Origin of the sequence: Herminiimonas sp. (assembly GCF_030645555.1) — a bacterium.
Lineage (GTDB): Bacteria > Pseudomonadota > Gammaproteobacteria > Burkholderiales > Burkholderiaceae_D > Oxalicibacterium.
In genome coordinates this window covers 1-21,425 of record NZ_JAUSME010000151.1, presented here as the reverse complement: position 1 = coordinate 21,425, position 21,425 = coordinate 1, and the positions used below count along the sequence as shown (strand labels likewise).

General features: G+C 56.6%; 21 protein-coding genes. 16 read left to right on the top strand and 5 right to left on the bottom strand.

Translation table 11 applies throughout. From position 1 onward, the window contains the following. The first annotated feature begins 300 nt into the window (after window positions 1–300). The 9 genes from Q7T06_RS06180 to Q7T06_RS06140 all read left to right on the top strand — a co-directional run bounded on the left by Q7T06_RS06180 (window position 301) and on the right by Q7T06_RS06140 (window position 10,010). Window positions 301–1,038 carry a ribonuclease HI family protein gene (locus tag Q7T06_RS06180; protein ID WP_304781970.1) on the top strand — a complete coding sequence of 246 codons (738 nt, stop codon included), beginning with the start codon at window positions 301–303 and terminating at the stop codon, window positions 1,036–1,038. A 110-nt stretch (window positions 1,039–1,148) separates the two neighbouring features. Further along, window positions 1,149–1,850: a response regulator transcription factor gene (locus Q7T06_RS06175; RefSeq protein WP_304781967.1), complete on the top strand. Its 702-nt coding sequence runs from the start codon at window positions 1,149–1,151 to the stop codon at window positions 1,848–1,850. Window positions 1,851–1,857: 7 nt separating this feature from the next. Further along, entirely contained in the window at window positions 1,858–3,396 is a 1,539-nt protein-coding gene (locus tag Q7T06_RS06170) for a sensor histidine kinase (protein ID WP_304781962.1), read from the top strand. Then, window positions 3,383–3,691: a DUF4212 domain-containing protein gene (locus tag Q7T06_RS06165; RefSeq protein ID WP_304781959.1), complete on the top strand. Its 309-nt coding sequence runs from the start codon at window positions 3,383–3,385 to the stop codon at window positions 3,689–3,691. Before Q7T06_RS06170 ends, Q7T06_RS06165 begins: the two co-directional genes overlap by 14 nt. After that, entirely contained in the window at window positions 3,681–5,717 is a 2,037-nt protein-coding gene (locus Q7T06_RS06160; RefSeq protein ID WP_304781955.1) for a sodium:solute symporter family protein, read from the top strand. The genes Q7T06_RS06165 and Q7T06_RS06160 overlap by 11 nt, the downstream gene beginning before the upstream one ends. A 78-nt stretch (window positions 5,718–5,795) precedes the next feature. After that, window positions 5,796–7,211 (top strand): circularly permuted type 2 ATP-grasp protein, encoded by a 1,416-nt coding sequence (locus Q7T06_RS06155; protein WP_304781952.1) that lies wholly within the window; start codon window positions 5,796–5,798, stop codon window positions 7,209–7,211. Further along, a complete protein-coding gene (locus tag Q7T06_RS06150) occupies window positions 7,212–8,174 on the top strand; it encodes an alpha-E domain-containing protein (protein ID WP_304781949.1) in 963 nt (320 codons plus the stop codon). Next, on the top strand, window positions 8,175–8,978 hold the full coding sequence (locus tag Q7T06_RS06145; RefSeq protein WP_304781946.1) for a transglutaminase family protein: 804 nt from the start codon (window positions 8,175–8,177) through the stop codon (window positions 8,976–8,978). 150 nt (window positions 8,979–9,128) lie between these two features. Next, window positions 9,129–10,010: a proteasome-type protease gene (locus Q7T06_RS06140; RefSeq protein WP_304781943.1), complete on the top strand. Its 882-nt coding sequence runs from the start codon at window positions 9,129–9,131 to the stop codon at window positions 10,008–10,010. Window positions 10,011–10,096: 86 nt separating this feature from the next. Here the strand turns inward: Q7T06_RS06140 and purM are convergent, their stop codons facing one another. Beyond that, window positions 10,097–11,140 (bottom strand): phosphoribosylformylglycinamidine cyclo-ligase, encoded by a 1,044-nt coding sequence (gene purM / locus Q7T06_RS06135; protein WP_304781939.1) that lies wholly within the window; start codon window positions 11,138–11,140, stop codon window positions 10,097–10,099. Window positions 11,141–11,474: 334 nt separating this feature from the next. Here purM and hda point away from each other — a divergent pair, with 334 nt between their 5' ends. The 7 genes from hda (at window position 11,475) to panB (ending at window position 16,653) form a co-directional block, all read left to right on the top strand. Further along, complete coding sequence (gene hda / locus Q7T06_RS06130) at window positions 11,475–12,149, top strand: DnaA regulatory inactivator Hda (RefSeq protein WP_304781937.1); 675 nt, start codon at window positions 11,475–11,477, stop codon at window positions 12,147–12,149. A 42-nt stretch (window positions 12,150–12,191) separates the two neighbouring features. Next, a complete protein-coding gene (locus Q7T06_RS06125; protein WP_304781934.1) occupies window positions 12,192–12,863 on the top strand; it encodes an HAD family phosphatase in 672 nt (223 codons plus the stop codon). After that, entirely contained in the window at window positions 12,856–14,217 is a 1,362-nt protein-coding gene (pcnB, locus tag Q7T06_RS06120; RefSeq protein ID WP_304781931.1) for a polynucleotide adenylyltransferase PcnB, read from the top strand. Before Q7T06_RS06125 ends, pcnB begins: the two co-directional genes overlap by 8 nt. Next, the gene (gene folK, locus Q7T06_RS06115) at window positions 14,214–14,702 is read left to right on the top strand and encodes a 2-amino-4-hydroxy-6-hydroxymethyldihydropteridine diphosphokinase (protein WP_304781928.1); all 489 of its coding nucleotides are present in this window, start codon (window positions 14,214–14,216) and stop codon (window positions 14,700–14,702) included. Before pcnB ends, folK begins: the two co-directional genes overlap by 4 nt. A gap of 54 nt (window positions 14,703–14,756) precedes the next feature. After that, on the top strand, window positions 14,757–15,104 hold the full coding sequence (locus tag Q7T06_RS06110) for a DMT family protein (protein WP_304781925.1): 348 nt from the start codon (window positions 14,757–14,759) through the stop codon (window positions 15,102–15,104). Window positions 15,105–15,178: 74 nt separating this feature from the next. Continuing rightward, on the top strand, window positions 15,179–15,820 hold the full coding sequence (locus tag Q7T06_RS06105; RefSeq protein WP_304781921.1) for a deoxynucleoside kinase: 642 nt from the start codon (window positions 15,179–15,181) through the stop codon (window positions 15,818–15,820). 2 nt (window positions 15,821–15,822) lie between these two features. Then, on the top strand, window positions 15,823–16,653 hold the full coding sequence (panB, locus tag Q7T06_RS06100) for a 3-methyl-2-oxobutanoate hydroxymethyltransferase (RefSeq protein ID WP_304781918.1): 831 nt from the start codon (window positions 15,823–15,825) through the stop codon (window positions 16,651–16,653). Window positions 16,654–16,704: 51 nt separating this feature from the next. Here the strand turns inward: panB and Q7T06_RS06095 are convergent, their stop codons facing one another. The 4 genes from Q7T06_RS06095 to dnaK form a co-directional block, all read right to left on the bottom strand. Next, window positions 16,705–17,562 carry a neutral zinc metallopeptidase gene (locus Q7T06_RS06095; protein ID WP_304781915.1) on the bottom strand — a complete coding sequence of 286 codons (858 nt, stop codon included), beginning with the start codon at window positions 17,560–17,562 and terminating at the stop codon, window positions 16,705–16,707. Between the two features lie 75 nt (window positions 17,563–17,637). Next, window positions 17,638–18,336 carry a carbonate dehydratase gene (gene can, locus Q7T06_RS06090; RefSeq protein WP_304781912.1) on the bottom strand — a complete coding sequence of 233 codons (699 nt, stop codon included), beginning with the start codon at window positions 18,334–18,336 and terminating at the stop codon, window positions 17,638–17,640. A 147-nt stretch (window positions 18,337–18,483) separates the two neighbouring features. Further along, window positions 18,484–19,608: a molecular chaperone DnaJ gene (gene dnaJ, locus Q7T06_RS06085; protein WP_304781909.1), complete on the bottom strand. Its 1,125-nt coding sequence runs from the start codon at window positions 19,606–19,608 to the stop codon at window positions 18,484–18,486. A 183-nt stretch (window positions 19,609–19,791) separates the two neighbouring features. Next, window positions 19,792–21,425, bottom strand: a 1,634-nt coding sequence (dnaK, locus tag Q7T06_RS06080) for a molecular chaperone DnaK (RefSeq protein WP_304781906.1), incomplete at its 5' end; no start/stop codon positions are given.

Here is a 21,425-nt window from a genome sequence, read left to right as displayed (position 1 = left end):
CTTCTTTTCCCATAACTTCCTGACGAGGCACCTAAAAATCCAGGGCAGTTGTCGTTTGAGGATTGAGGACTAGGTCTGAATGAGCACTCCGACAATGAAACTCGAGGAATTCAGCTTTAAATGAAAAAAACCCGTAGGAATTCACGTTTAACTGAATACTTTGTTCAAACTTAGCTTGGCAGGCAAGTTGTATGTCATTGATTTGGTTGAAATTCGAATTCAGACTTAAATGAACATCGACAGCCATACGCCACTCTTAAACTACCCATGCCTGCCTTGCTGTCGTCTCATCAGAGCGCAATGACAGCCGTAGAGCAATATCCACGTAAGATGCACTATCTTTATGGCCTCTCTCCTTACTCTTGCATGAACATCCCGGAAAATTTATTCGAAATTGCACACAGGAAAGAACTTGCAAGCAGCCGCAAACTGGCAAAAAGCCTGGGCCTGTCGGCAGAAGCTGCGTTGCAGCAAACACTGGAAGCGGCGGCTGGCAAGGGTTCTCTGGGCGACTTGATCGCTGCACGCAAGCGGGAAAAAGAAAACGCTGCGACCAGGATAGCCATACGCAAGCAAGCCAGGATAGATGCGCAGGCACACAAAATCGCCGCAGCGCAACCGGATCCGACTGCCTGGCTGGCCTGGTTCGATGGCGCCACCCATCCGAATCCCGGCAAAATGGGGATAGGCGGATTGCTCAAAAATCCTGATGGCGGCGTGACAACCATCAGCTACGCTGCGGGTCAGGGCGATAGCAGCATGGCGGAATACATCGCGCTGATCGCGGTTCTGCAGGTGGCAGTCGAGGCGCGAGCTAGCAAGCTGGTGATCTATGGCGACAGCCGGGTCGTGATAGACGATGTGCAAACTGAAAACGAGGGCGCCGCCATATTGAGCGCCCAGCGCCTGCAGGCAAGACTGTTGCTGGCCCGACTGGCCGACGTCAGCCTGATCTGGATTCCGCGCAGGAAAAATGCCGCCGCGGATGCGCTGTCGCAGCAAGCGGTTCAACTTGCTCCTGTCGCACGGCAGCCGTGATCATCTGCCAGCATGCGCACGTAACGCCGTACAAAACATGATCAACACTTGTCTTGCCGCTGCTGGCGAAACCCAATAGACTACAGCCCCCTTCCCCTCCCCCTACCCCCATGCGTATTTTGCTTGCCGAAGACGATAGTGTACTGGCCGATGGCTTGACGCGTTCCCTGCGCCAGTCCGGTTATGTGACCGATTGCGTTAAAAATGGTCTGGAAGCCGATTCAGTCTTGTCTACGCAAGACTTTGATTTGCTGATACTCGATCTGGGCTTGCCCAAAATGTCAGGTCTCGAAGTACTGCAACGCTTGCGCGCGCGCAATTCGCATTTGCCTGTACTGATTTTGACCGCTGGCGATTCGATAGAACAACGCGTCAAGGCACTGGATCTGGGGGCCGATGACTTCATGGCGAAACCGTTTGCGCTATCCGAGCTGGAAGCACGCGTACGCGCACTCACGCGGCGCGGCGCAGGCGGCGGCCCGACCATCATCAAGCACGGACCACTGTCCTATGATCAAGTCGGCCGTATCGCCTACATCAATGATCAAATGCTCGACTTGTCGGCGCGCGAACTCGGCTTGCTGGAAGTTCTGCTGCAACGTAGCGGCCGCCTGGTATCGAAGGAGCAACTGGTCGATCACCTGTGCGAATGGAGTGAAGAAGTCAGCAATAATGCGATCGAAGTCTACGTCCATCGCTTGCGCAAGAAAATAGAAATCGGCGGCTTGCGCATCGCCACCGTCCGCGGCCTCGGCTACTGCCTCGAAAAATTCTCCGAGCCGGCTCCCACCACGATCGCGCCACCAGGCTGATCCGGCAATGCCCGACACCCACCGACTGCATGCAGCTGCCGTCGATGCCGAGGCATCGAATCCAGGCACCGTGCCGCAACCAGAAGAACACACGCAACGCTCCTTGTTCGGCGAGATACTGGACTGGATGCTGGTGCCCTTGCTCTTGCTGTGGCCGCTCAGCATAGCGGTCACTTACCTCGTTGCCAAATCGATTGCGAACGAACCATTCGATCGCGCGCTCGACGACAAGGTCACGATCGTCGCCCAACAAGTCAAGGAAGTGGATGGCAAAGTCGTCACGCGCCTGAGCGGGCCGGCCAAGGACATCCTGCATGCGGACGACATCGACACTATCTATTATCAAATTCTCGATGCACACGGCGCGCTGGTTGAAGGTGATCCGGAAATGCCGCTGCCGAAAGATGCCGAAATACCGCCCTCATGGTCGACGCAATTCCGCTATGACTTCATACGCAATGCCGAAGTACGCATCGCCTACACTTATGTCGATTTGCACAAGACGCAAGTCGGTCCGCAACTGAGCATGGAGCCGCGCCTGGCACTGGTGCAGGTCGGCGAAACCCTGGACAAGCGCTCGCAACTGGTCAATCAAATCATCAAGGGCGTGATCGTGCCGGAATTCATCATCCTGCCGATTGCGCTGGTGCTGGTCTGGTTTGCCCTGACGCGCGGCTTGCGCCCACTCGCCGAATTGCAGCAACGCATACGGGCCCGGCGCCCGGATGATTTGAGCCCTATCGATTCGGGCCACGTGCCGGAAGAAATCCTGCCGCTGGTCGCATCGCTCAATGAAATGCTGGAGCGTCTCTCGCAAAGCCTCAAGATACAAAAACGTTTCATCGCCGATGCCGCTCACCAGATGAAGACGCCGCTGGCCGGCATGCGCATGCAATCCGAACTGGCATTGCGTCAAACCGACCAGACGGAAATCTACAAGTCGCTGGAACAACTGACAAAAAGCTCGAAATCCGCCACCCGCATGGTGAATCAATTACTCGCGCTGGCACGCGCGGAAAACCAGGCGCCGGCAACCCAGCCCATGCAAGTGCTCGATCTGTCCGAACTGGCGCGCGACACGGTACAGGGCTGGATCCCGGCTTCCTTCAACCGGAAAATCGATCTCGGCCTGGAACAGCCGGATGAACCGGTGATGGTCAGCGGCGACGCCACGATGCTGCATGAACTGTTGAGCAATCTGATCGACAATGCGCTCAGCTACACACCTGCGGGCGGCAACGCGACCGTGCGCGTGCGCGTCGATGAAAAAAGCCAGCTGGCGTTCCTGGAAGTTGAAGACAATGGCCCGGGCATCGCGCCGCATGAACGTGCGCACATATTCGAGCGCTTTTACCGCATCCTCGGCACCAATGTCGAAGGCAGCGGCCTGGGTCTGGCCATCGTGCGTGAAATCGCGCAGCAGCACGATGCCGAAGTCGAGATACTCAATAATCCGCATTGCAGGGATCCGAAATTTCCCGGTTGCCTGATGCGCGTGGCCTTGCATCTGGCGCAAGCTGTGCCATTTTCCGATGACAGTATTTGATATGCCTGCAGAGATAGAAAAACAGGGCTCTGATGCCGCCGCCACCTACTGGAAAAGCACCAGGCGCATGACGCTGTGGCTGCTGCTGATCTGGTTCATTGTCACCTTTGCCGCCATTTTCTTTGCTCGCTCCCTGTCTGCCTACACGCTGTTTGGCTGGCCGATACCATTCTTCATGGCAGCGCAGGGCAGCATACTGATTTATGTGGCGATCATCGCCGCCTACGCCTTGCGCATGCGCTATCTGGATAAAATCTACCAACGTGACGAGGACGGCAGCGAGCATGCAAACTAAGGCATTCTTCCGTCGCCTGATGCGCTATTACGTACTGTTTACAGTCGGCTTTGTGCTATTCCTGTTTGCCGTCGCGATCCTCGAACACGAAGGTTTTCCGCGCGTATGGATAGGCTATGTCTTCATGTTTTCGACCATCGTGCTGTACGCCACGATAGGGGTGATCAACCGCACCTCGAACATGCTGGAATATTATGTGGCGGGCCGGCGCGTGCCGGCATTCTTCAACGGCATGGCCACTGCGGCCGACTGGGTTTCAGCTGCCAGTTTTATCAGCCTGGCCGGCGGCTTGTACCTGTGGGGCTTTGACGGGCTGGCTTACATCATGGGCTGGACCGGCGGCTTCGTGCTGGTTGCGCTGCTGATTGCGCCCTTCCTGCGCAAGTTCGGCCAGTACACGATCCCGGATTACCTGACTGCGCGTTACAGCGGAAAATACAGCGATAACGTGGTGCGCATCATTGCCGTGGTCGCCACCATCATCGTCTCCTTTACCTATGTCGTGGCGCAGATTTACGGCGTCGGCCTGATCACCTCACGCTTCACCGGCGTCGATTTTTCAGTCGGCATTTTCCTCGGCCTGGCCAGCATACTGGTGTGCTCCTTCCTCGGCGGCATGCGCGCGGTCACATGGACGCAGGTGGCGCAATACATCATCCTGATCATTGCCTACATGATTCCGGTGATGTGGCTGTCGGTCAAGCACACCAACATACCGGTGCCGCCTATCGCATACGGCTCGGCGATCGCCAAGCTGGGCGAGCGTGAAAACGTCTTGATCAATGATCCGAAGGAAAAGGAAGTACGCGCCATCTTCCACCAGCGCGCACAGGATCTGGATGAGAAACTGAAGACGCTGCCCGAATCATGGGAAAGCGGGCGCGCCGAAATCCAGCACAATCTGGAAGCACTCAAGATGGGCAATGCCGCGCTGCTTGACATCAAGCAAACCGGACGAGAGCTGGCCACCTATCCGAAAGATGCCGAAGAAGCCGAACTCAAATGGACAGAAGAACGGGCTGCCAATCTGGAACTGGCGAAACCGCCAACCCGGCATACCGAACCCTTCCCCGGCGAAGATGAGGCGGCATCGGCTATCAAGCGCAACAATTTCATGGCGCTGGTGTTTTGCCTGATGCTGGGCACGGCAGCCTTGCCGCATGTACTGGTGCGCTACTACACCACCTCGTCGGTCAAGGAAACGCGCGACTCGGTATTCTGGACGCTGTTTTTCATCATGGCGCTGTACATCACGATCCCGGCGCTGGCAGTGCTGGTCAAATACGACATCTATACATCGCTGGTCGGCAGCGACTTTTCCAAATTGCCTGAATGGGTTTCCTACTGGGCCAACATAGACAAGATACATCCGCTGGTCAGCATCAACGACATCAATCGGGATGGCATCGTGCAACTGGCGGAAATCGTGATGGATGTCGACATCGTGGTGCTAGCCACGCCGGAAATCGCCGGCCTGCCCTATGTCATCTCCGGCCTGATAGCAGCAGGTGGGCTGGCGGCAGCCTTGTCGACCGCCGACGGTTTGCTGCTGACCATCTCCAATGCACTGTCGCACGATATCTATTACAAGACTGTTGACCCGACTGCCTCGACGCAAAAGCGCGTCACCGTGTCCAAATTATTGTTGCTGATGGTGGCGCTGGTGGCCGCCTACGCTGCCTCGCTGAAACCGGGCGATATCCTGTCGCTGGTCGGTGCCGCATTTTCGCTGGCGGCATCGGCGCTGTTCCCGGCACTGGCGCTGGGCGTGATCTGGAAGCGCGCCAACCAGCAAGGCGCCATCGCCGGCATGTTGATCGGCTTTGCCGTATGCGCGTATTACATGCTCACCACCCATCCCACGCTGGGTGGCTCGGCGGCTGCGCAATGGTTTCATATCGCCCCCATCTCGGCCGGCGTATTTGGCGTACCGGCCGGCATGCTGGGTATCATCATCGTCAGCCTGCTGACGCCGGCGCCGGATCAGAGAACGGAAGACTTGCTCAGGCATCTGCGCTCGCCTTGATCGCTCATGGGCAAGGGGCTGGCATATTTCTTGATAGGTATTAAGCACCATCTCCCTGAATAAAGAAAATGCGACGCCATGCCCAATTTTTTCGACGAGATGTATGCCGGCGGCACGGACAATGTTCGTGACCATTACCGCGAGTTTGAAGCCTGGCTTGCCACCCAGGCGCCGGAAACGGTTGCCCGCAAACGGGCTGAAGCCGACCTGATCTTCCGCCGCGTCGGCATTACCTTTGCCGTATACGGCAATGAAGCCGGCACCGAGCGCGTGATTCCATTCGACATCGTGCCGCGCATTATCACAGCAGCAGAGTGGGCGCAGATGGAAGCCGGACTGGTGCAGCGCGTGCGCACGCTCAACATGTTCATCCACGATATTTATCACGACCAGAATATCGTCAAGGCCGGCATCGTGCCGCCGGAACAGATTTTCCGCAACGCGCAATACCGCCCGGAAATGCAGGGCATTTCCGTTGCTTCAGACATTTATGCACACATAGCCGGCGTCGATATCGTGCGCGCAGGCCAGGGCGAGTTTTACGTACTCGAGGATAATTTACGTGTACCGTCTGGCGTTTCTTACATGCTGGAAGACCGCAAGATGATGATGCGGCTGTTCCCGGAGCTGTTTGCACGTCATCAAATTGCCCCGGTCGACCACTATCCGGACATGTTGCTGGACAACCTGCGCTCGGTGGCGCCGGTCGGCGTCACCGATCCTACCGTCGTCGTGATGACGCCGGGCATGTACAACTCGGCCTACTTCGAACACGCCTTCCTCGCACAGCAAATGGGGGTGGAACTGGTCGAAGGCCAGGACCTGTTCGTCAACGACAATGCGGTGTACATGCGCACCACGCGCGGGCCGAAACGCGTCGACGTGATTTATCGCCGCATCGACGATGACTATATGGACCCGCTGGCCTTCCGCGCCGACTCCACCCTCGGTGTGCCGGGCCTGCTGTCCGTGTATCGCGCCGGCCGTGTCACGCTGGCCAACGCGATCGGCACCGGCGTGGCCGACGACAAATCGATCTATCCCTACGTGCCCGACATGATCCGCTTTTACCTGTCGGAAGAACCCATCCTGAATAACGTGCCTACCTATCAATGCCGCAAGAAAGACGAACTGTCTTATGTGCTGGCGAATCTGCCGGCGCTGGTCGTCAAGGAAGTGCACGGCGCGGGCGGCTACGGCATGCTGGTCGGGCCGGCATCGAGCAAGGCCGAGATAGAGGATTTTCGCCAGCGCATCATCGCGCGGCCCGATGGCTACATCGCGCAGCCGACGCTGGCCCTGTCGGCCTGCCCGACCTTTGTGGAATCCGGCATCGCACCGCGCCATATCGATTTGCGCCCTTTTGTCCTGTCCGGCAAGACGATCTCCATGGTGCCTGGCGGCCTGACGCGCGTGGCTTTGAAGGAAGGCTCGCTGGTGGTGAACTCATCCCAGGGCGGCGGCACCAAAGACACCTGGATACTGGAGAATTAAATGCTCAGCCGCACCGCCGATCACCTGTTCTGGATGGCGCGCTACACCGAGCGCGCCGAAAATACCGCACGCATGCTGGACGTGAATGTCCAGACTGCCCTGCTGCCGCAATCGGCCCGCGCTGCCGAACAAAGCTGGCGCGCCACGCTCGGGATCTCCGAGTTGCAGGAAGCTTTTGATGAAAAACACGCCAAGCTGACGCCGAGAAACGTGCTGCACTTCATGGTGCGCGATACCACGCATGCATCTTCCATCGCCTCCTGCCTGCATGCGGCGCGTGAAAATGCACGCGCCGTGCGCGGCACACTAACCACCGAAGTCTGGGAAACGCACAATACCACCTGGCTGGAGCTGCCCCATCAGCTCAAGGAAAGCGAATTCGAACAGGACCCCAGCCAGTTCTTCGAATGGGTCAAGCATCGCTCGCACCTGTCGCGCGGCGTCACCTTCGGCACCATGCTGCAGGATGAGGCGCTGTACTTCATCCGCCTCGGCACCTTTCTGGAGCGGGCCGACAATACGGCGCGCATACTCGATGTGAAATTTCACGGCGCCGGGGCCGCGATGCAATCCGGCGAAAAACTCGGCAATGAAAACCAGCGCGACTTTTATTACTGGGCCGCCATTCTGCGCTCGGTTTCAGCGTTTGAAATCTATCGCAAGGTCTATCGCGATGCGATCACTCCCGCGCGCGTGGCCGATCTGCTGATGCTCAACGCCGACATGCCACGCTCGCTGCTGGCATGCCTGAGTGAAGTCTTGCGCAACCTGCGTTATGTCAGCAATGATGCCGCCAGCGATACCCTGCGCTTCGCCGGGAAACTGCATGCCGATCTGGAATTCGCCCGTATTGAGGATATTCTGGAAGCCGGCTTGCATGATTACCTGACCGAATTTCTTGAAGATGTATTTGACCTGGGCAATCGCGTCAGCAGCGATTTCCTGGTCCCACTGGTAGCCTAGATGCGACTCGCCATCCGCCATGAAACGCTGTATCGCTATACGTCGCCGCTGGCGTACACGATCCAGCAATTGCGCCTGACGCCGCGCGTCGAAGCCCATCAGCAGATGCTGTCATGGCATATAGACACTGCCGGCCAGCGCCATGCATTCGCCGATGCCTATGGCAATCTGTGCCACATGCTGACGATCACCGGCAACCATGATGCGGTACGCATAGTGGTGGCCGGCGAAGTCGAGGTCGCAGCGCTGGATCGCGGGCGCCTGCAGGAAAGAGGCACGCTGTCGCCGCTGGTATTTACCGTCACGACCCGCCTGACCGAAGCCAGCGAAGCAATCCGCGCCTTTGCAGCACAAAACCTGCGTGGCAGCCGGAGCAGCGATCTGCTGCACCTGGCTGCAGCGATTTGCGGTGCAGTGATGTACCAAAGCGGTGCAACGGCCGTGACCACGACCGCCAACGACGCACTACTGCTGGGACAGGGCGTGTGCCAGGATCATGCGCATCTATTCATCGCCTGCTGCCATACACGCAACATCCCGACGCGCTACGTCTCCGGTTATATAGACTCAGGCAGTACCGGCCATGCGGAAAGTCATGCCTGGGTCGATGTCTGGGTAGAAGAAAATGATTTCGCCGGCTGGCTCAGCATCGATGTCACGCATGCCGGATTTGCCAGCGACGCGCATTGCCGGCTGGCGGTTGCGCGCGACTACGATTCAGCTGCACCCATCAGCGGCGTACGGCGCGGCGGCGGCATGGAGTCTATGGATGTACGCGTGAATGTGACGCCATTGTCGCAATAAGCGCTGTTGATGCTGGCAGTGTGAACGCTGAAATGCGGCTGCCGGGCGCCGTTTTTGTGTAAAAGACCATGCTCTTGTTTTCTTCCGTGTCAGCCGCAGCGGCATGCCGATTCCTGTAAAATTCGCGTTTTGCTTTTTCTTTTCCCCACCATGACTTACTGTGTTGCGATGCGCCTGGATGCCGGACTGGTCTTTCTCTCGGATTCGAGAACCAATGCCGGCGTCGATCATGTGGGTACCTTCCGCAAGATGAATGTTTTCGAAGCGCCCGGTGATCGCATGATGGTGCTGATGACCGCCGGTAATTTGTCGATTTCACAATCGGTGCGCCAGATTGTTGCCGAACACACAACGGCAGCCGGGAAAAACATCTGGAATGCAAACTCGATGTATGAAGCCGCACAAGTCGTCGGCGAAGCGATCCGCATGGTGCACGAGCGCGATGCGACAACGCTGAATCAATTCGGCATCGATTTTAATGTCAGCATGATCTTCGGCGGCCAGATCAAGGGCGAGCGCTGCCGCCTGTTCCAGATGTATTCGGCGGGCAATTTCATCGAATCGCACGATGAAAACACTTACTTCCAGATCGGCGAATCGAAATACGGCAAACCCATTATCGACCGCATCGTCAATCCCGATACGCCGTTGAATGAAGCGGCAAAGTGCGCGTTGATTTCGATGGATTCAACCTTGCGCTCGAATATTTCAGTCGGCTTGCCGCTGGATTTGCTGATCTATGAAACCGACAAGCTGGCTGTCACGCGCTTCGTCACCATCGATGACAATAATCAGTATTTCCAGATGATCCGCAATACCTGGGCCAAGCAGTTGAAAACCGTGTTTGAAGGGATAGACGATCCGATATGGAATGCCGCGCCGGATGCCACCAGCAATGTCTTGTCGTCCATCGGCAATAAAAACCAGCCGCTGCGGATTCAACCGCCGGCCGGCTTCGCCATCGATTTCAATGCCGCACCGGTGCCGCTGCAGACGCTGGCGCAGGATGAAGGAAACAACAAGCAGCACTGATCACGGCAATAGCGGGACAAATAAAAAACGGCTGCAACGTAATCACGTTGCAGCCGTTTTTTATCGTGCGTGTGTTTTACAGCAACTTACAATACGATCGTTTGCGCCTGGTCTTCAGTACGTGCGCGAATTTCACCTATGCGCATCACGGTTTCGCCAGCTGCCTGCAATTGCGCCACCGCTGCATCTGCATTTTCCTTGGCCACGATGACGGTCATGCCTATGCCGCAGTTGAAGACGCGGTGCATTTCTGCATCGGCGACACCGCCGTGCTGCTGCAACCACTTGAACAGCGGCGGCATGTCCCATGCACTGCTCTCAAGTACGGCCATCAGATGCGGCTGCAACACGCGTGGAATGTTTTCGACCAAACCGCCGCCGGTGATATGCACCATGCCCTTGACTTCCATGGACGCCATCAGCGCCAGCAAAGGCTTGACGTAAATGCGGGTAGGTTCCATCAACACATCAGCCAGCTTGCGGCCATGGAAATCGGCATTCAAGTCAGGTTTGGCAACCGAGATGATCTTGCGCACCAGCGAGTAACCGTTCGAATGTGCCCCTGACGAAGCCAGACCCAAGATGACGTCGCCCGGAGCAATTTTGGTGCCGTCGATGATTTTTGATTTTTCAACCGCGCCGACTGCAAAACCGGCCAGATCGTATTCACCGGCTGGATACATGCTAGGCATTTCGGCAGTTTCGCCGCCTATCAATGCGCAACCGGCCTGCTCGCAACCTTTGGCCACGCCTTTGATCACGTCCGTTGCGATAGCTACATCAAGCTTGCCGCAGGCGAAGTAATCGAGGAAAAACAGCGGTTCGGCGCCCTGCACCAGGATATCGTTGACGCTCATCGCGACCAGATCGATGCCGACCGTGTCATGGCGGTTCAATTCAAATGCCAGCTTCAGCTTGGTACCCACGCCATCGGTACCGGATACCAGGACTGGTTCCTTGTACTTCTTGCTGATTTCAAACATGGCGCCAAAACCGCCCAGGCCGCCCATCACGCCTTCGCGCATCGTGCGCTTGGCAAACGGCTTGATCGCTTCGACCAGTGCATCGCCCGCATCGATATCAACGCCGGCGTCGCGGTAGGAAAGTGAAATATTGGAAGTCGAACTCATGATGTAATTGGCGGCAGAGGCAGTAAAATGACGGTTGTGGCCGGGATGGCTGGCCTGTTGATCTTATTCTTGTAGCCGGAGCAGATCATAATCGCAATAAACATGGCGATCAGGATAAGTGCTGGATGAACAAGATGAATCAGGCTCTATAATTCGGTGAAAGCGCTATTTTATCAAATCGCTCCCTCTCCTCCCCATTTGATCTCACTTTCTTTGTTGAACCAGCAAAATAAATTGAAATGCAGCATCACGCTGACGATAAAGCCCGGCCAGTCGACATGTTTCGATTCGATGCAATAATTGCAATTTTTATAAACGATATGACGAACCAAGCATGAGGCAGTTGTTACTCGATTTACCTGCTGAAAAACCGCAAACGCTAGTATCGTTTGTGAGCGGCGCCAATGCGGAACTGATCCAGCTGTTGCAACGCCTGGCGCAGGGCAAACCCAGCGGACTGGATGAGCGTTTCGTGTATATCTGGGGCGAGGCTGGGGCCGGCAAAACTCATCTGTTGCGGGCGATGGCAGACGCTGCTGACGCGCGCTATATTCCCGGCGATGCATCAGCCGATGCCTTTGAATATCAAATATCGACTACGCTTTACCTGATAGACGACAGCCACAAGCTGACGCCGGAGGCCCAAATCGCCGCCTTCGCGCTATTCAACCAGGTCCGCGAACAGGGCGGCTGCCTGATAGCCGCCGGCATGGTGGCGCCGGCAACACTGGAGCTGCGGGAAGATTTGCGTACCCGTTTCGGCTGGGGCCTGATCTATCAGGTGCACGGCTTGAGCGATGAAGAAAAAATTGAGGCATTGACGCACGCTGCGGCGGCGCGCGGCCTGACACTGTCACCCGGCGTGTTACCCTATCTGCTCAATCATTTTGCCCGCGACATGCGCTCTTTATCGGCGATGCTGGATGCACTTGATCAGTATTCGCTGGAAACAAAACGACCGATTACGCTGCCGTTGCTGCGCGAACTGTTGCAGCGCGAAAGCGAATAAATTTCCCATGACACTGCATACTGCAACGAACCTGAAGCACGCATGAATCTCGCACTATTTGATCTGGACCATACGCTGTTGCCGCTCGACTCCGACTATGAATGGGGTCAATTCCTGTCGCGCACCGGCGCTGTAGAGCCGCTCGCCTTTGCCGAAAAAAATGCGGCTTTTTATGCGCAATACGAAGCAGGCACGCTGGACCCGGTCGAGTACCTGGAATTTGCCTTGATGACGCTGTCGCAATTCTCGCGCCAGCAACTCGACGACTGGCATCTGGCATACATGCGGGAAGTGATAGAACCAGTGATCCTGCCGGCGGCGCGCGAACTGGTGAAAAGACACCAGGATGCCGGCGATCTGGTCGCCATCATCACCGCCACCAATCGCTTCGTCACCGCGCCGATTGCACACGCGCTGGGCGTGGAGAACCTGATCGCGGCAGAACCGGAATTGAGCCACGATGGCAGCTTGACCGGAAAATTGGTCGGCGTACCAACCTCGGGTGCGGGTAAAATCACGCATACCAAGGCCTGGCTGGCGGCGCGCGGCCTGGCGCTGGCAGATTTCGAGCGCAGCTTTTTTTACAGCGATTCGCAAAACGATATTCCCTTGCTCTCCATCGTCACAGACCCGATTGCAACCAACCCCAACGCCTTGCTGACTGCGCACGCTCTAGCGCACGGCTGGCCGATCATCAATCTATTCAATGATTAAAAAGTTCATCCGTCGCATCCTCGGCACAAAAAAAACAGCAGGCGATCACACGCAGCCTGTCACGCTGACCGCGAAACAGCACGGCATCAACCCGCAACTGGTGTCAGCCAATGCGATCCGTGTCACCAGCACCCTGCAGCAAGCCGGCTTCAAGGCTTTCCTGGTCGGCGGTGCAGTACGCGATCTGCTGCTCGGCATCAAACCCAAGGATTTCGATATCGCGACCAACGCGACGCCGGAACAGGTCAAGCGCCTGTTCCGCCGCGCCTTCATCATCGGCAAACGCTTCCAGATCGTGCATGTGATGTTCGGCCAGGATTTGCTGGAAGTAACGACCTTCCGCGGCGCCTCGTCGGATGGCGCGCCCAAGGATGAGCATGGCCGCGTCCTGCGCGACAACACCTTCGGCGAACAGCATGAAGATGCATTGCGCCGCGACTTCACGATCAATGCGATGTATTACGATCCGGCCACGCAAACCGTGCTCGATTATCACGGCGGCATAGCCGACATCCGCAACAAGACGCTGCGCATCATCGGCGTGCCGGAAGCGCGCTTCCGCGAAGATCCGGTGCGCCTGCTGCGCGTGGTGCGCTTCGCCGCCAAACTCAACTTCACGATCGCGCAGGATACGCGCGAGCCTATCGCCATCATGGCACCGCTGATCAACAATGTGCCGGCGGCGCGCGTGTTCGATGAAATGCTCAAGCTGCTGATGAGCGGCCATGCGCTCGCCTGCCTGCAGCAATTGCGCAAGGAAGGCTTGCATCACGGCTTGTTGCCGCTGCTCGACGTCGTGCTGGAACAGCCTATGGGTGAAAAGTTCGTCCGTCTTGCGCTGGCCAGTACCGATGACCGGGTCAAGCAGGGCAAACCGGTTTCGCCCGGCTTCCTGTTTGCCTCGCTGCTGTGGCACCAGGTGCTGGAAAAATGGACCGCATATCAGGCCGCCGGCGAATATCCTATCCCCGCCTTGCATCTGGCTGCCGACGACGTGTTGAACACGCAGACCGACAAGCTGGCGCTGCAACGCAAGATCGCCTCCGACATGCGCGACATCTGGGCCATGCAGCCGCGCTTCGAGCGCCGCATCGGCAAGTCGCCATACAAATTGCTCGAGCACCTGCGCCTGCGCGCCGGCTACGATTTCCTGCTGCTGCGTTGCGCCTCCGGCGAAATCGATAACGAAATCGGCGAATGGTGGACCGCTTTCATCGATGCCGATGGTGCGGGTCGCGAAGAACTGCTGGCCAAGAAACCGGGTGCTGCGAATGAAGGACCGGCAAAAAAACGCCCGCGCCGTCGCAGCCGCAGCCGTGCAGCCAATCCAGCCGCTCCGGGAAAAACTGAATGACAGGCAGGCAGATCATCGCCTACATAGGCATAGGCTCGAATCTGGGCGATGCCGCCGGCAATGTCCGGCAAGCCTTGCTGGCGCTGGAGCAACTGCCTGCCAGCCACGTGACCGGACAATCCTCGCTGTTTCGCACCGCACCTGTCGATGCCGATGGCGACGATTACATCAATGCCGTTGCACGCGTGGCCACCGATTTATCCGCCGAAGAATTACTGCCAGCCCTGCTGACGCTGGAGCAAAACTTCGGGCGTGAACGTTCTTACCTCAATGCGCCGCGTACGCTGGATCTCGACCTGCTGCTGTACGGCGATCAAGTCATCGCCTCGCCGACGCTAACGGTGCCGCATCCGCGCATGACGTCGCGCGCATTCGTGCTGATCCCGCTGTTGCAAATCGATCCCTTCATCCATATTCCCGGCCAGGGCGCAGCACATCAATTTGTGCCGGGCGTGGCAGACCAGGCGATACAGAAATTTGCCTGAGCGGTCAGGCCAGCACTGCCATCGAGATACAAAATTTTTATTGCCCAGACTGCCATGCAGATACCCGTAATCGTTCAAACCATAGGCTTGCTGACTTTGTCGAACGTCTTCATGACGATCGCATGGTATGGTCATCTGAAGGGCCTCGCCTCCAAGCCATGGTGGATCGCCGCCCTGATCAGCTGGGGCATCGCGCTGTTTGAATACCTGCTGCAAGTGCCGGCCAACCGCATCGGCTATACGCAGTTCAGCCTGGCGCAACTGAAAATCATGCAGGAAGCGATTACACTCTCTGTATTCGTGCCGTTCGCAGTGATCTTCATGGATCAGCCGTTCAAACTGGATTATGTGTGGGCCGCGCTGTGTCTGCTGGCTGCCGTTTATTTCATCTTCCGTTCCTGAACCTGAGTAAAATTCGACTGCAATTCCAGTGCACCATTGCAGCATGAGCAACCCCAACGGTAGATAAAGTCATTATGGATTTTGAAAAATACAAATACGTCGTCGTCGAAGGTGCCATCGGTGCCGGCAAGACCACGCTGGCCGGCAAGCTGGCTGCGCAATTCAATGCACAAACACTGCTGGAACGGCCGGAAGAAAATCCTTTCCTGGAAAAATTCTATCGCGACGCATCGCGCTATGCCCTGCCTACGCAAATGTTTTTCCTGTTCCAGCGCCTGAACCAGTTACGCGATCTGGCGCAACCCGATTTGTTCGACGCCCGCATCGTGTCGGACTTCCTGCTCGACAAGGATCCCATCTTTGCGCGCCTGACCCTGGGCGATGACGAACTGGCGCTGTATCAGCAACTGTACGATCATCTGCGTCCGCAGGCACCCTTGCCCGACCTCGTGATTTATCTGCAGGCACAGCCGGAAACGCTGATAGACCGCATCAAGAAGCGCGGCATCGCTATGGAAGCCGGCATTTCCGAGCCGTATATCCATCGCCTGTGCGAAAGCTACAGCCGCATTTTTTACGATTACGAGGCTGCACCCTTGCTGATCGTCAATACCGAACATTTGAACCCGATAGATAATGACGAAGATTTTGCACTGCTGCTGACGCGTATCGAAAACATGCGTGGCAAGCGTGAATTTTTTAGCCGTGGAGAATAAGTATGGCCAGCTATCTGCAGGAAAATGAAGCCGCCGGCCGCAGCAAGGCCGTCACCGTACCCGCCCTGTTCGCGCTGCGTGCCAAGGGTGAAAAAATCACGATGCTGACCGCCTACGACGCCAGCTTTGCCTCGCTGATGGATATGTGCGGCGTGGAGACCTTGCTGGTCGGCGATTCGCTCGGCATGGTTTGCCAGGGACACAATTCGACCCTGCCGGTGACGATAGATGAGGTGGCTTATCACACGGCCTGCGTCGCACGCGGCAACAAGACTGCGCTGCTGCTGGCCGACATGCCCTTCGGTTCCTATGCGACGCCTGAAGCTGCCTTTCATAATGCAGTCAAGCTGATCCAGGCTGGCGCGCAGATGGTCAAAGTCGAGGGCGGTGCATGGGTAGTCGATACCGTGCGCTTTCTGGTCGAGCGTGAAATCCCGGTCTGCGCGCATCTGGGATTGACGCCGCAATCGGTGCACCGCTTCGGCGGCTACAAGGTACAGGGAAAAACGGCTGAAGGCGCGGAGCAATTGAAAGCCGATGCGCTGGCCTTGCAGGCAGCGGGCGCATCCCTGCTGGTGCTGGAAGCGATCCCGGCCGGACTCGGCAAGGAAGTGACCGACCTGCTGACAATGCCGACAATAGGCATAGGCGCGGGCCCGGATTGCTCAGGCCAGGTGCTGGTGATGCATGATTTCATCGGCGTCTTCCCGGGCAAGAAGGCGCGCTTCGTGAAGAACTTCATGGAAGGACAGACCAGCATAGAAGGCGCAGTGCGCGCCTATATACGCGAGGTCAAGGATGGCACTTTCCCGGCGCCGGAACATTGCTTCTAAAAGTATGACTGTCTCCGATCATCGATTGATCGGAGACTAAAGAAATGCAACTTACAGCTGGCGCGCTGCGAAGGTATTGCAGTCGTTTAACTGACCGCCCTGTATGCCGCGCTGGAACCAGCGCACTCGCTGTGCCGATGTGCCATGCGTAAATGAATCCGGCACCACATGGCCTTGCGACTGCCGCTGCAACGCATCGTCGCCTATCGCACTGGCTGCCTTCAATGCGCTTGCCACATCACCCTCTTCCAGTATGCTGCGCGCGCGATCGGCGTGGAATGCCCATACGCCGGCAAAGCAATCTGCCTGCAACTCCAGCTTGACCGAAATCGCATTCGCCTGTTTTTCCGATCCGCTGCGCCGCGCCTGATCGACCTTGTCCATGATGCCGCTGATGTGCTGTACATGATGTCCGACTTCATGCGCGATCACATATGCCTGTGCAAAGTCGCTCGAGACGCGGAAGCGATCACGCATGGTTTGGTAAAACGCGAGGTCGATATAGATTTTCTGATCGCCAGGACAGTAGAAAGGCCCTGAAGCCGTATCGCCGGTACCGCAAGCCGTCGGCGTCTGACCGGTAAACAAGACCAGTTTGGGCTTGATGTAAGTTGCACCGCTGTCGCGGAAAATCGGTCCCCACGTATCTTCCGTATCAGCCAATACCGTGGAAACGAATCTGGCCATCTGATCCTCGGCCGGCGGACGCTGCGCCGGCGACTGCTGCGATTGCAGTTGCACCGGACCACCACTGAGCAGACTGATGATAGTCGCCGGGCTGACGCCGAAAAAATAAGAGCCGAGCAAGGCGATGACGATAGTACCTATGCCGATGGAACGGCCGCCGAACCCACCGCCGCCACGTCTGTCTTCGACATTGTCGCTTTCGCGATTACCTTCCCATTTCATCGCATCTCCAGGCTGGTATTAGTCAAACAAAAACATTATGGAACAGATTGCAGGCCCGCGCATGCAATCCAGGCATCAGCCGGCAGCATGGCCAGACGCATGCTCTTCCGTCTCATATCTGGCAAAACTGTTTTTCAGCTTCTCATCTGCTGCATCGGCGCAATCTATCGTCACGCCCAGATCGCCCAGCAAACCATCTTTCAAACCGTAGATCCAGCCATGTATCGTCAGGGCCTGGCCACGCTCCCATGCATCCTGCACGATAGTGGTACGGCAGACGTTGGCCACCTGCTCGATCACATTGAGTTCGCACAAGCGGTCATGCTGCGCCTGCGTCGGCAAGGCATCGCCTAGGTAACGGCCGTATTTTTGATGCACATCCTGCACATGCCGCAACCAGTTATCGGCCAGCCCGACGCGCCGGCGCGTCATCGCCGCGTGCACGCCCGAACATCCATAATGACCGCACACGATCACGTGTTTCACGCCCAGTACATCAATCGCAAACTGCAGCACCGACAGGCAATTGAGATCGGAATGCGCGACCACGTTGGCAATATTCCTGTGCACGAATAATTCACCTGGCTGCAAGGCGACGATGTCATTGGCAGGAACGCGGCTGTCGGAACAACCTATCCACAGATATTCAGGCGACTGCTGGGCGGCAAGCTTGGCGAAGAAATCCGGATCCTGGGTCACTTTCGCCGCAGCCCAATGGCGATTATTGTCAAACAACTGCTCTAGGGGGAAATCCTGTTTTTTTTCTTTGGTCATTTGTTTCTATCAGCTTCAGACTATCTGGTTCAATTTGTACTGCTATATCGCATGCGTACGCTGAAGTATTTGCGCAAAATAAAACCGCGGATCGTGAAATCAGCGGTTTTATAAAAAGAAATAATCCGTAAGACGACTGCGAATATTCTACTCGAAAAAATCCTTGACCTTGTCTTTCCACGACTTTGTTTGCGGACTGTGTTTGGAGCCGCCTTCTATCGTCAGCAACTCGAATTCACGCAGCAATTCCTTCTGCCTCTCGGTCAGGGTAACCGGCGTTTCCACCACGACGTGACAGAACAGATCGCCGGCATAACCGGAGCGCACACCCTTGATCCCTTTGCTGCGCAGGCGGAAGGTCTTGCCCGACTGCGTGCCTTCCGGAATCGTGAAGGATGCCTTGCCGCTCAAGGTTGGCACCTCGATTTCACCGCCCAGGGCTGCCTTGGCAAACGAAATCGGAATTTCGCAGTGCAGGTCATCACCTTCGCGCTGGAACATCGGATGTTGCTTGATGCGAATTTCCACATACAAATCGCCCGGCGGACCGCCATTCATGCCCGGCTCGCCGTTGCCGGACGAACGTATGCGCATGCCGTCATCGATACCGGATGGTATTTTGACTTCCAGCGTTTTGTTGCGCTTGATCTTGCCGGCACCGTTACATGCGGTACAAGGCGATGGATTGACCTTGCCGCTGCCGTGGCATTTCGCGCAGGTTTGCAAGACGCTGAAGAAGCCCTGCTGCATTCTGACCTGGCCATGGCCGCCGCAGGTCGTGCAAGTGACCGGCGAGGTGCCGGGCTTGGCACCGCTGCCTTCGCAGGTTTCACAATTATCCCAGGACGGTACACGGATCGTGGTGTCGTAACCGTGCGCCGCTTGTTCCAGCGTGATTTCCAGGTTGTAGCGCAGATCGGCACCGCGATAAACTTGCGGACCAGCACGTCCGCCACGAGCGCCACCGCCCTGACCGAAAATGTCGCCAAAGATATCGCCGAATGCATCGGCAAAACCACCGCCGCCTCCGCCGCCACCCATGTTCGGATCTACGCCTGCGTGACCATAACGATCATAGGCTTCGCGCTTTTGCGGATCCGACAGCATCTCGTAGGCTTCTTTCGCCTCCTTGAATTTATCTTCAGCGCCTTTGCTGTCCGGATTGCGGTCCGGATGGTGTTTCATTGCAAGCTTGCGATACGCCTTCTTGATTTCTTCGTCGGACGCATTCTTGCCCAAACCAAGAATTTCGTAAAAATCACGTTTTGCCATCTTCTAGGCACCCTGTTCTATCTAAGCGAAAACGCCGAGCCTATGGTTTTTGATAACCATACGGCCCGGCGAGGTTGCACGGAGCAAAACCATCAATAAAGTAACAGCCTGGCTTCAAGAATAATGACACTTGAAACATTCAGCAGCTTTACATCAGCCTATACACCGCCAGACCAATAAAAATTACTTGTCTTTGACTTCTTTAAAGTCGGCATCAACCACGTCGTCCTGCTGCGCCTTGGCATCAGCATGACCGGCATCGCCGGCATGTGCGTCACCCGCCGCGGCGCCTGCAGCTTGCTGCGCTTGCATATCGGCATACATTTTCTCGCCGAGTTTTTGCGCAGCAGCTGACAAGGCAGCTGATTTTTCATCGATGGCAGCTTTGTCGTTGCCTTTCAGTGCTTCTTCCAGATCCTTGATCGCAACTTCGATTTTTTCCTTCTCGCCAGCTTCCAGCTTGTCGCCGTATTCAGTCAAGGACTTGCGGGTTGAATGCACCAGCGCATCGCCCTGGTTGTGCGCTTCTGCGACTTCCTTCAGGCGTTTGTCTTCTTCTGCATTGGCTTCGGCGTCCTGCACCATCTTTTGAATTTCTTCTTCGGTCAAACCGGAGTTGGCCTTGATGGTGATCTTGTTTTCCTTGCCGGTCGCCTTGTCTTTCGCGCCTACATGCAAGATGCCGTTGGCGTCGATATCGAAGGTCACTTCAATTTGCGGCGTGCCGCGCGATGACGGTGGAATGCCTTCCAGATTGAATTCGCCCAGAGCCTTGTTGCCCACAGCCATTTCGCGCTCACCCTGGAAGACCTTGATGGTCACCGCAGGCTGATTGTCGTCGGCCGTCGAAAACACCTGGCTGAACTTGGTCGGGATAGTCGTGTTTTTCTGGATCATCTTCGTCATCACGCCGCCCAGGGTTTCGATACCGAGTGACAGTGGCGTAACGTCGAGCAACAACAGATCTTTACGATCGCCGGACAGGACCGAACCTTGAATTGCGGCACCGACTGCAACCGCTTCATCAGGGTTGACGTCCTTGCGTGGTTCCTTGCCAAAGAATTCCTTAACTTTCTCTTGCACCTTGGGCATACGTGTCATGCCGCCGACCAGGATGATGTCGTCGATGTCGGTCACTTTGACGCCGGCATCCTTGATCGCGATGCTCAGCGGTGCAATGGTTTTGTTGATCAATTCCTCGACCAGCGATTCCAGTTTTGCACGCGTGATTTTCAGGTTCAAGTGAACCGGTGCGCCGTTCGCCATCGCGATATACGGCTCATTGATTTCAGTTTGTTGCGCCGACGACAGTTCAATCTTTGCGCGCTCAGCCGATGCCTTGATGCGTTGCAATGCAATCGCATCCTTGCTCAGGTCGAGGCCATTGATTTTCTTGAATTCGTCAATGATGTAATCGATGATGCGTTGATCGAAATCTTCACCGCCGAGGAAGGTGTCGCCATTGGTCGACAACACTTCAAACTGCATTTCGCCATCGACGTCAGCGATCTCGATGATGGAGATATCGAAGGTGCCGCCGCCCAGATCGTACACGGCGATCTTGCGGTCGCCCTTGCCACCCTTGTCGAGGCCAAACGCCAGCGCTGCCGCTGTCGGTTCATTGATGATGCGCTTGACATCCAGACCGGCGATACGGCCAGCGTCCTTGGTTGCCTGACGTTGTGCATCATTGAAATAGGCTGGTACGGTGATGACCGCTTCAGTCACTTGTTCGCAGAGGTACTCTGCAGCGGTTTTGTTCTTCTTGCGCAGGAGTTCTGCAGGGATTTGCTGGGCTGCGGGGGTGTTGTCGCGCT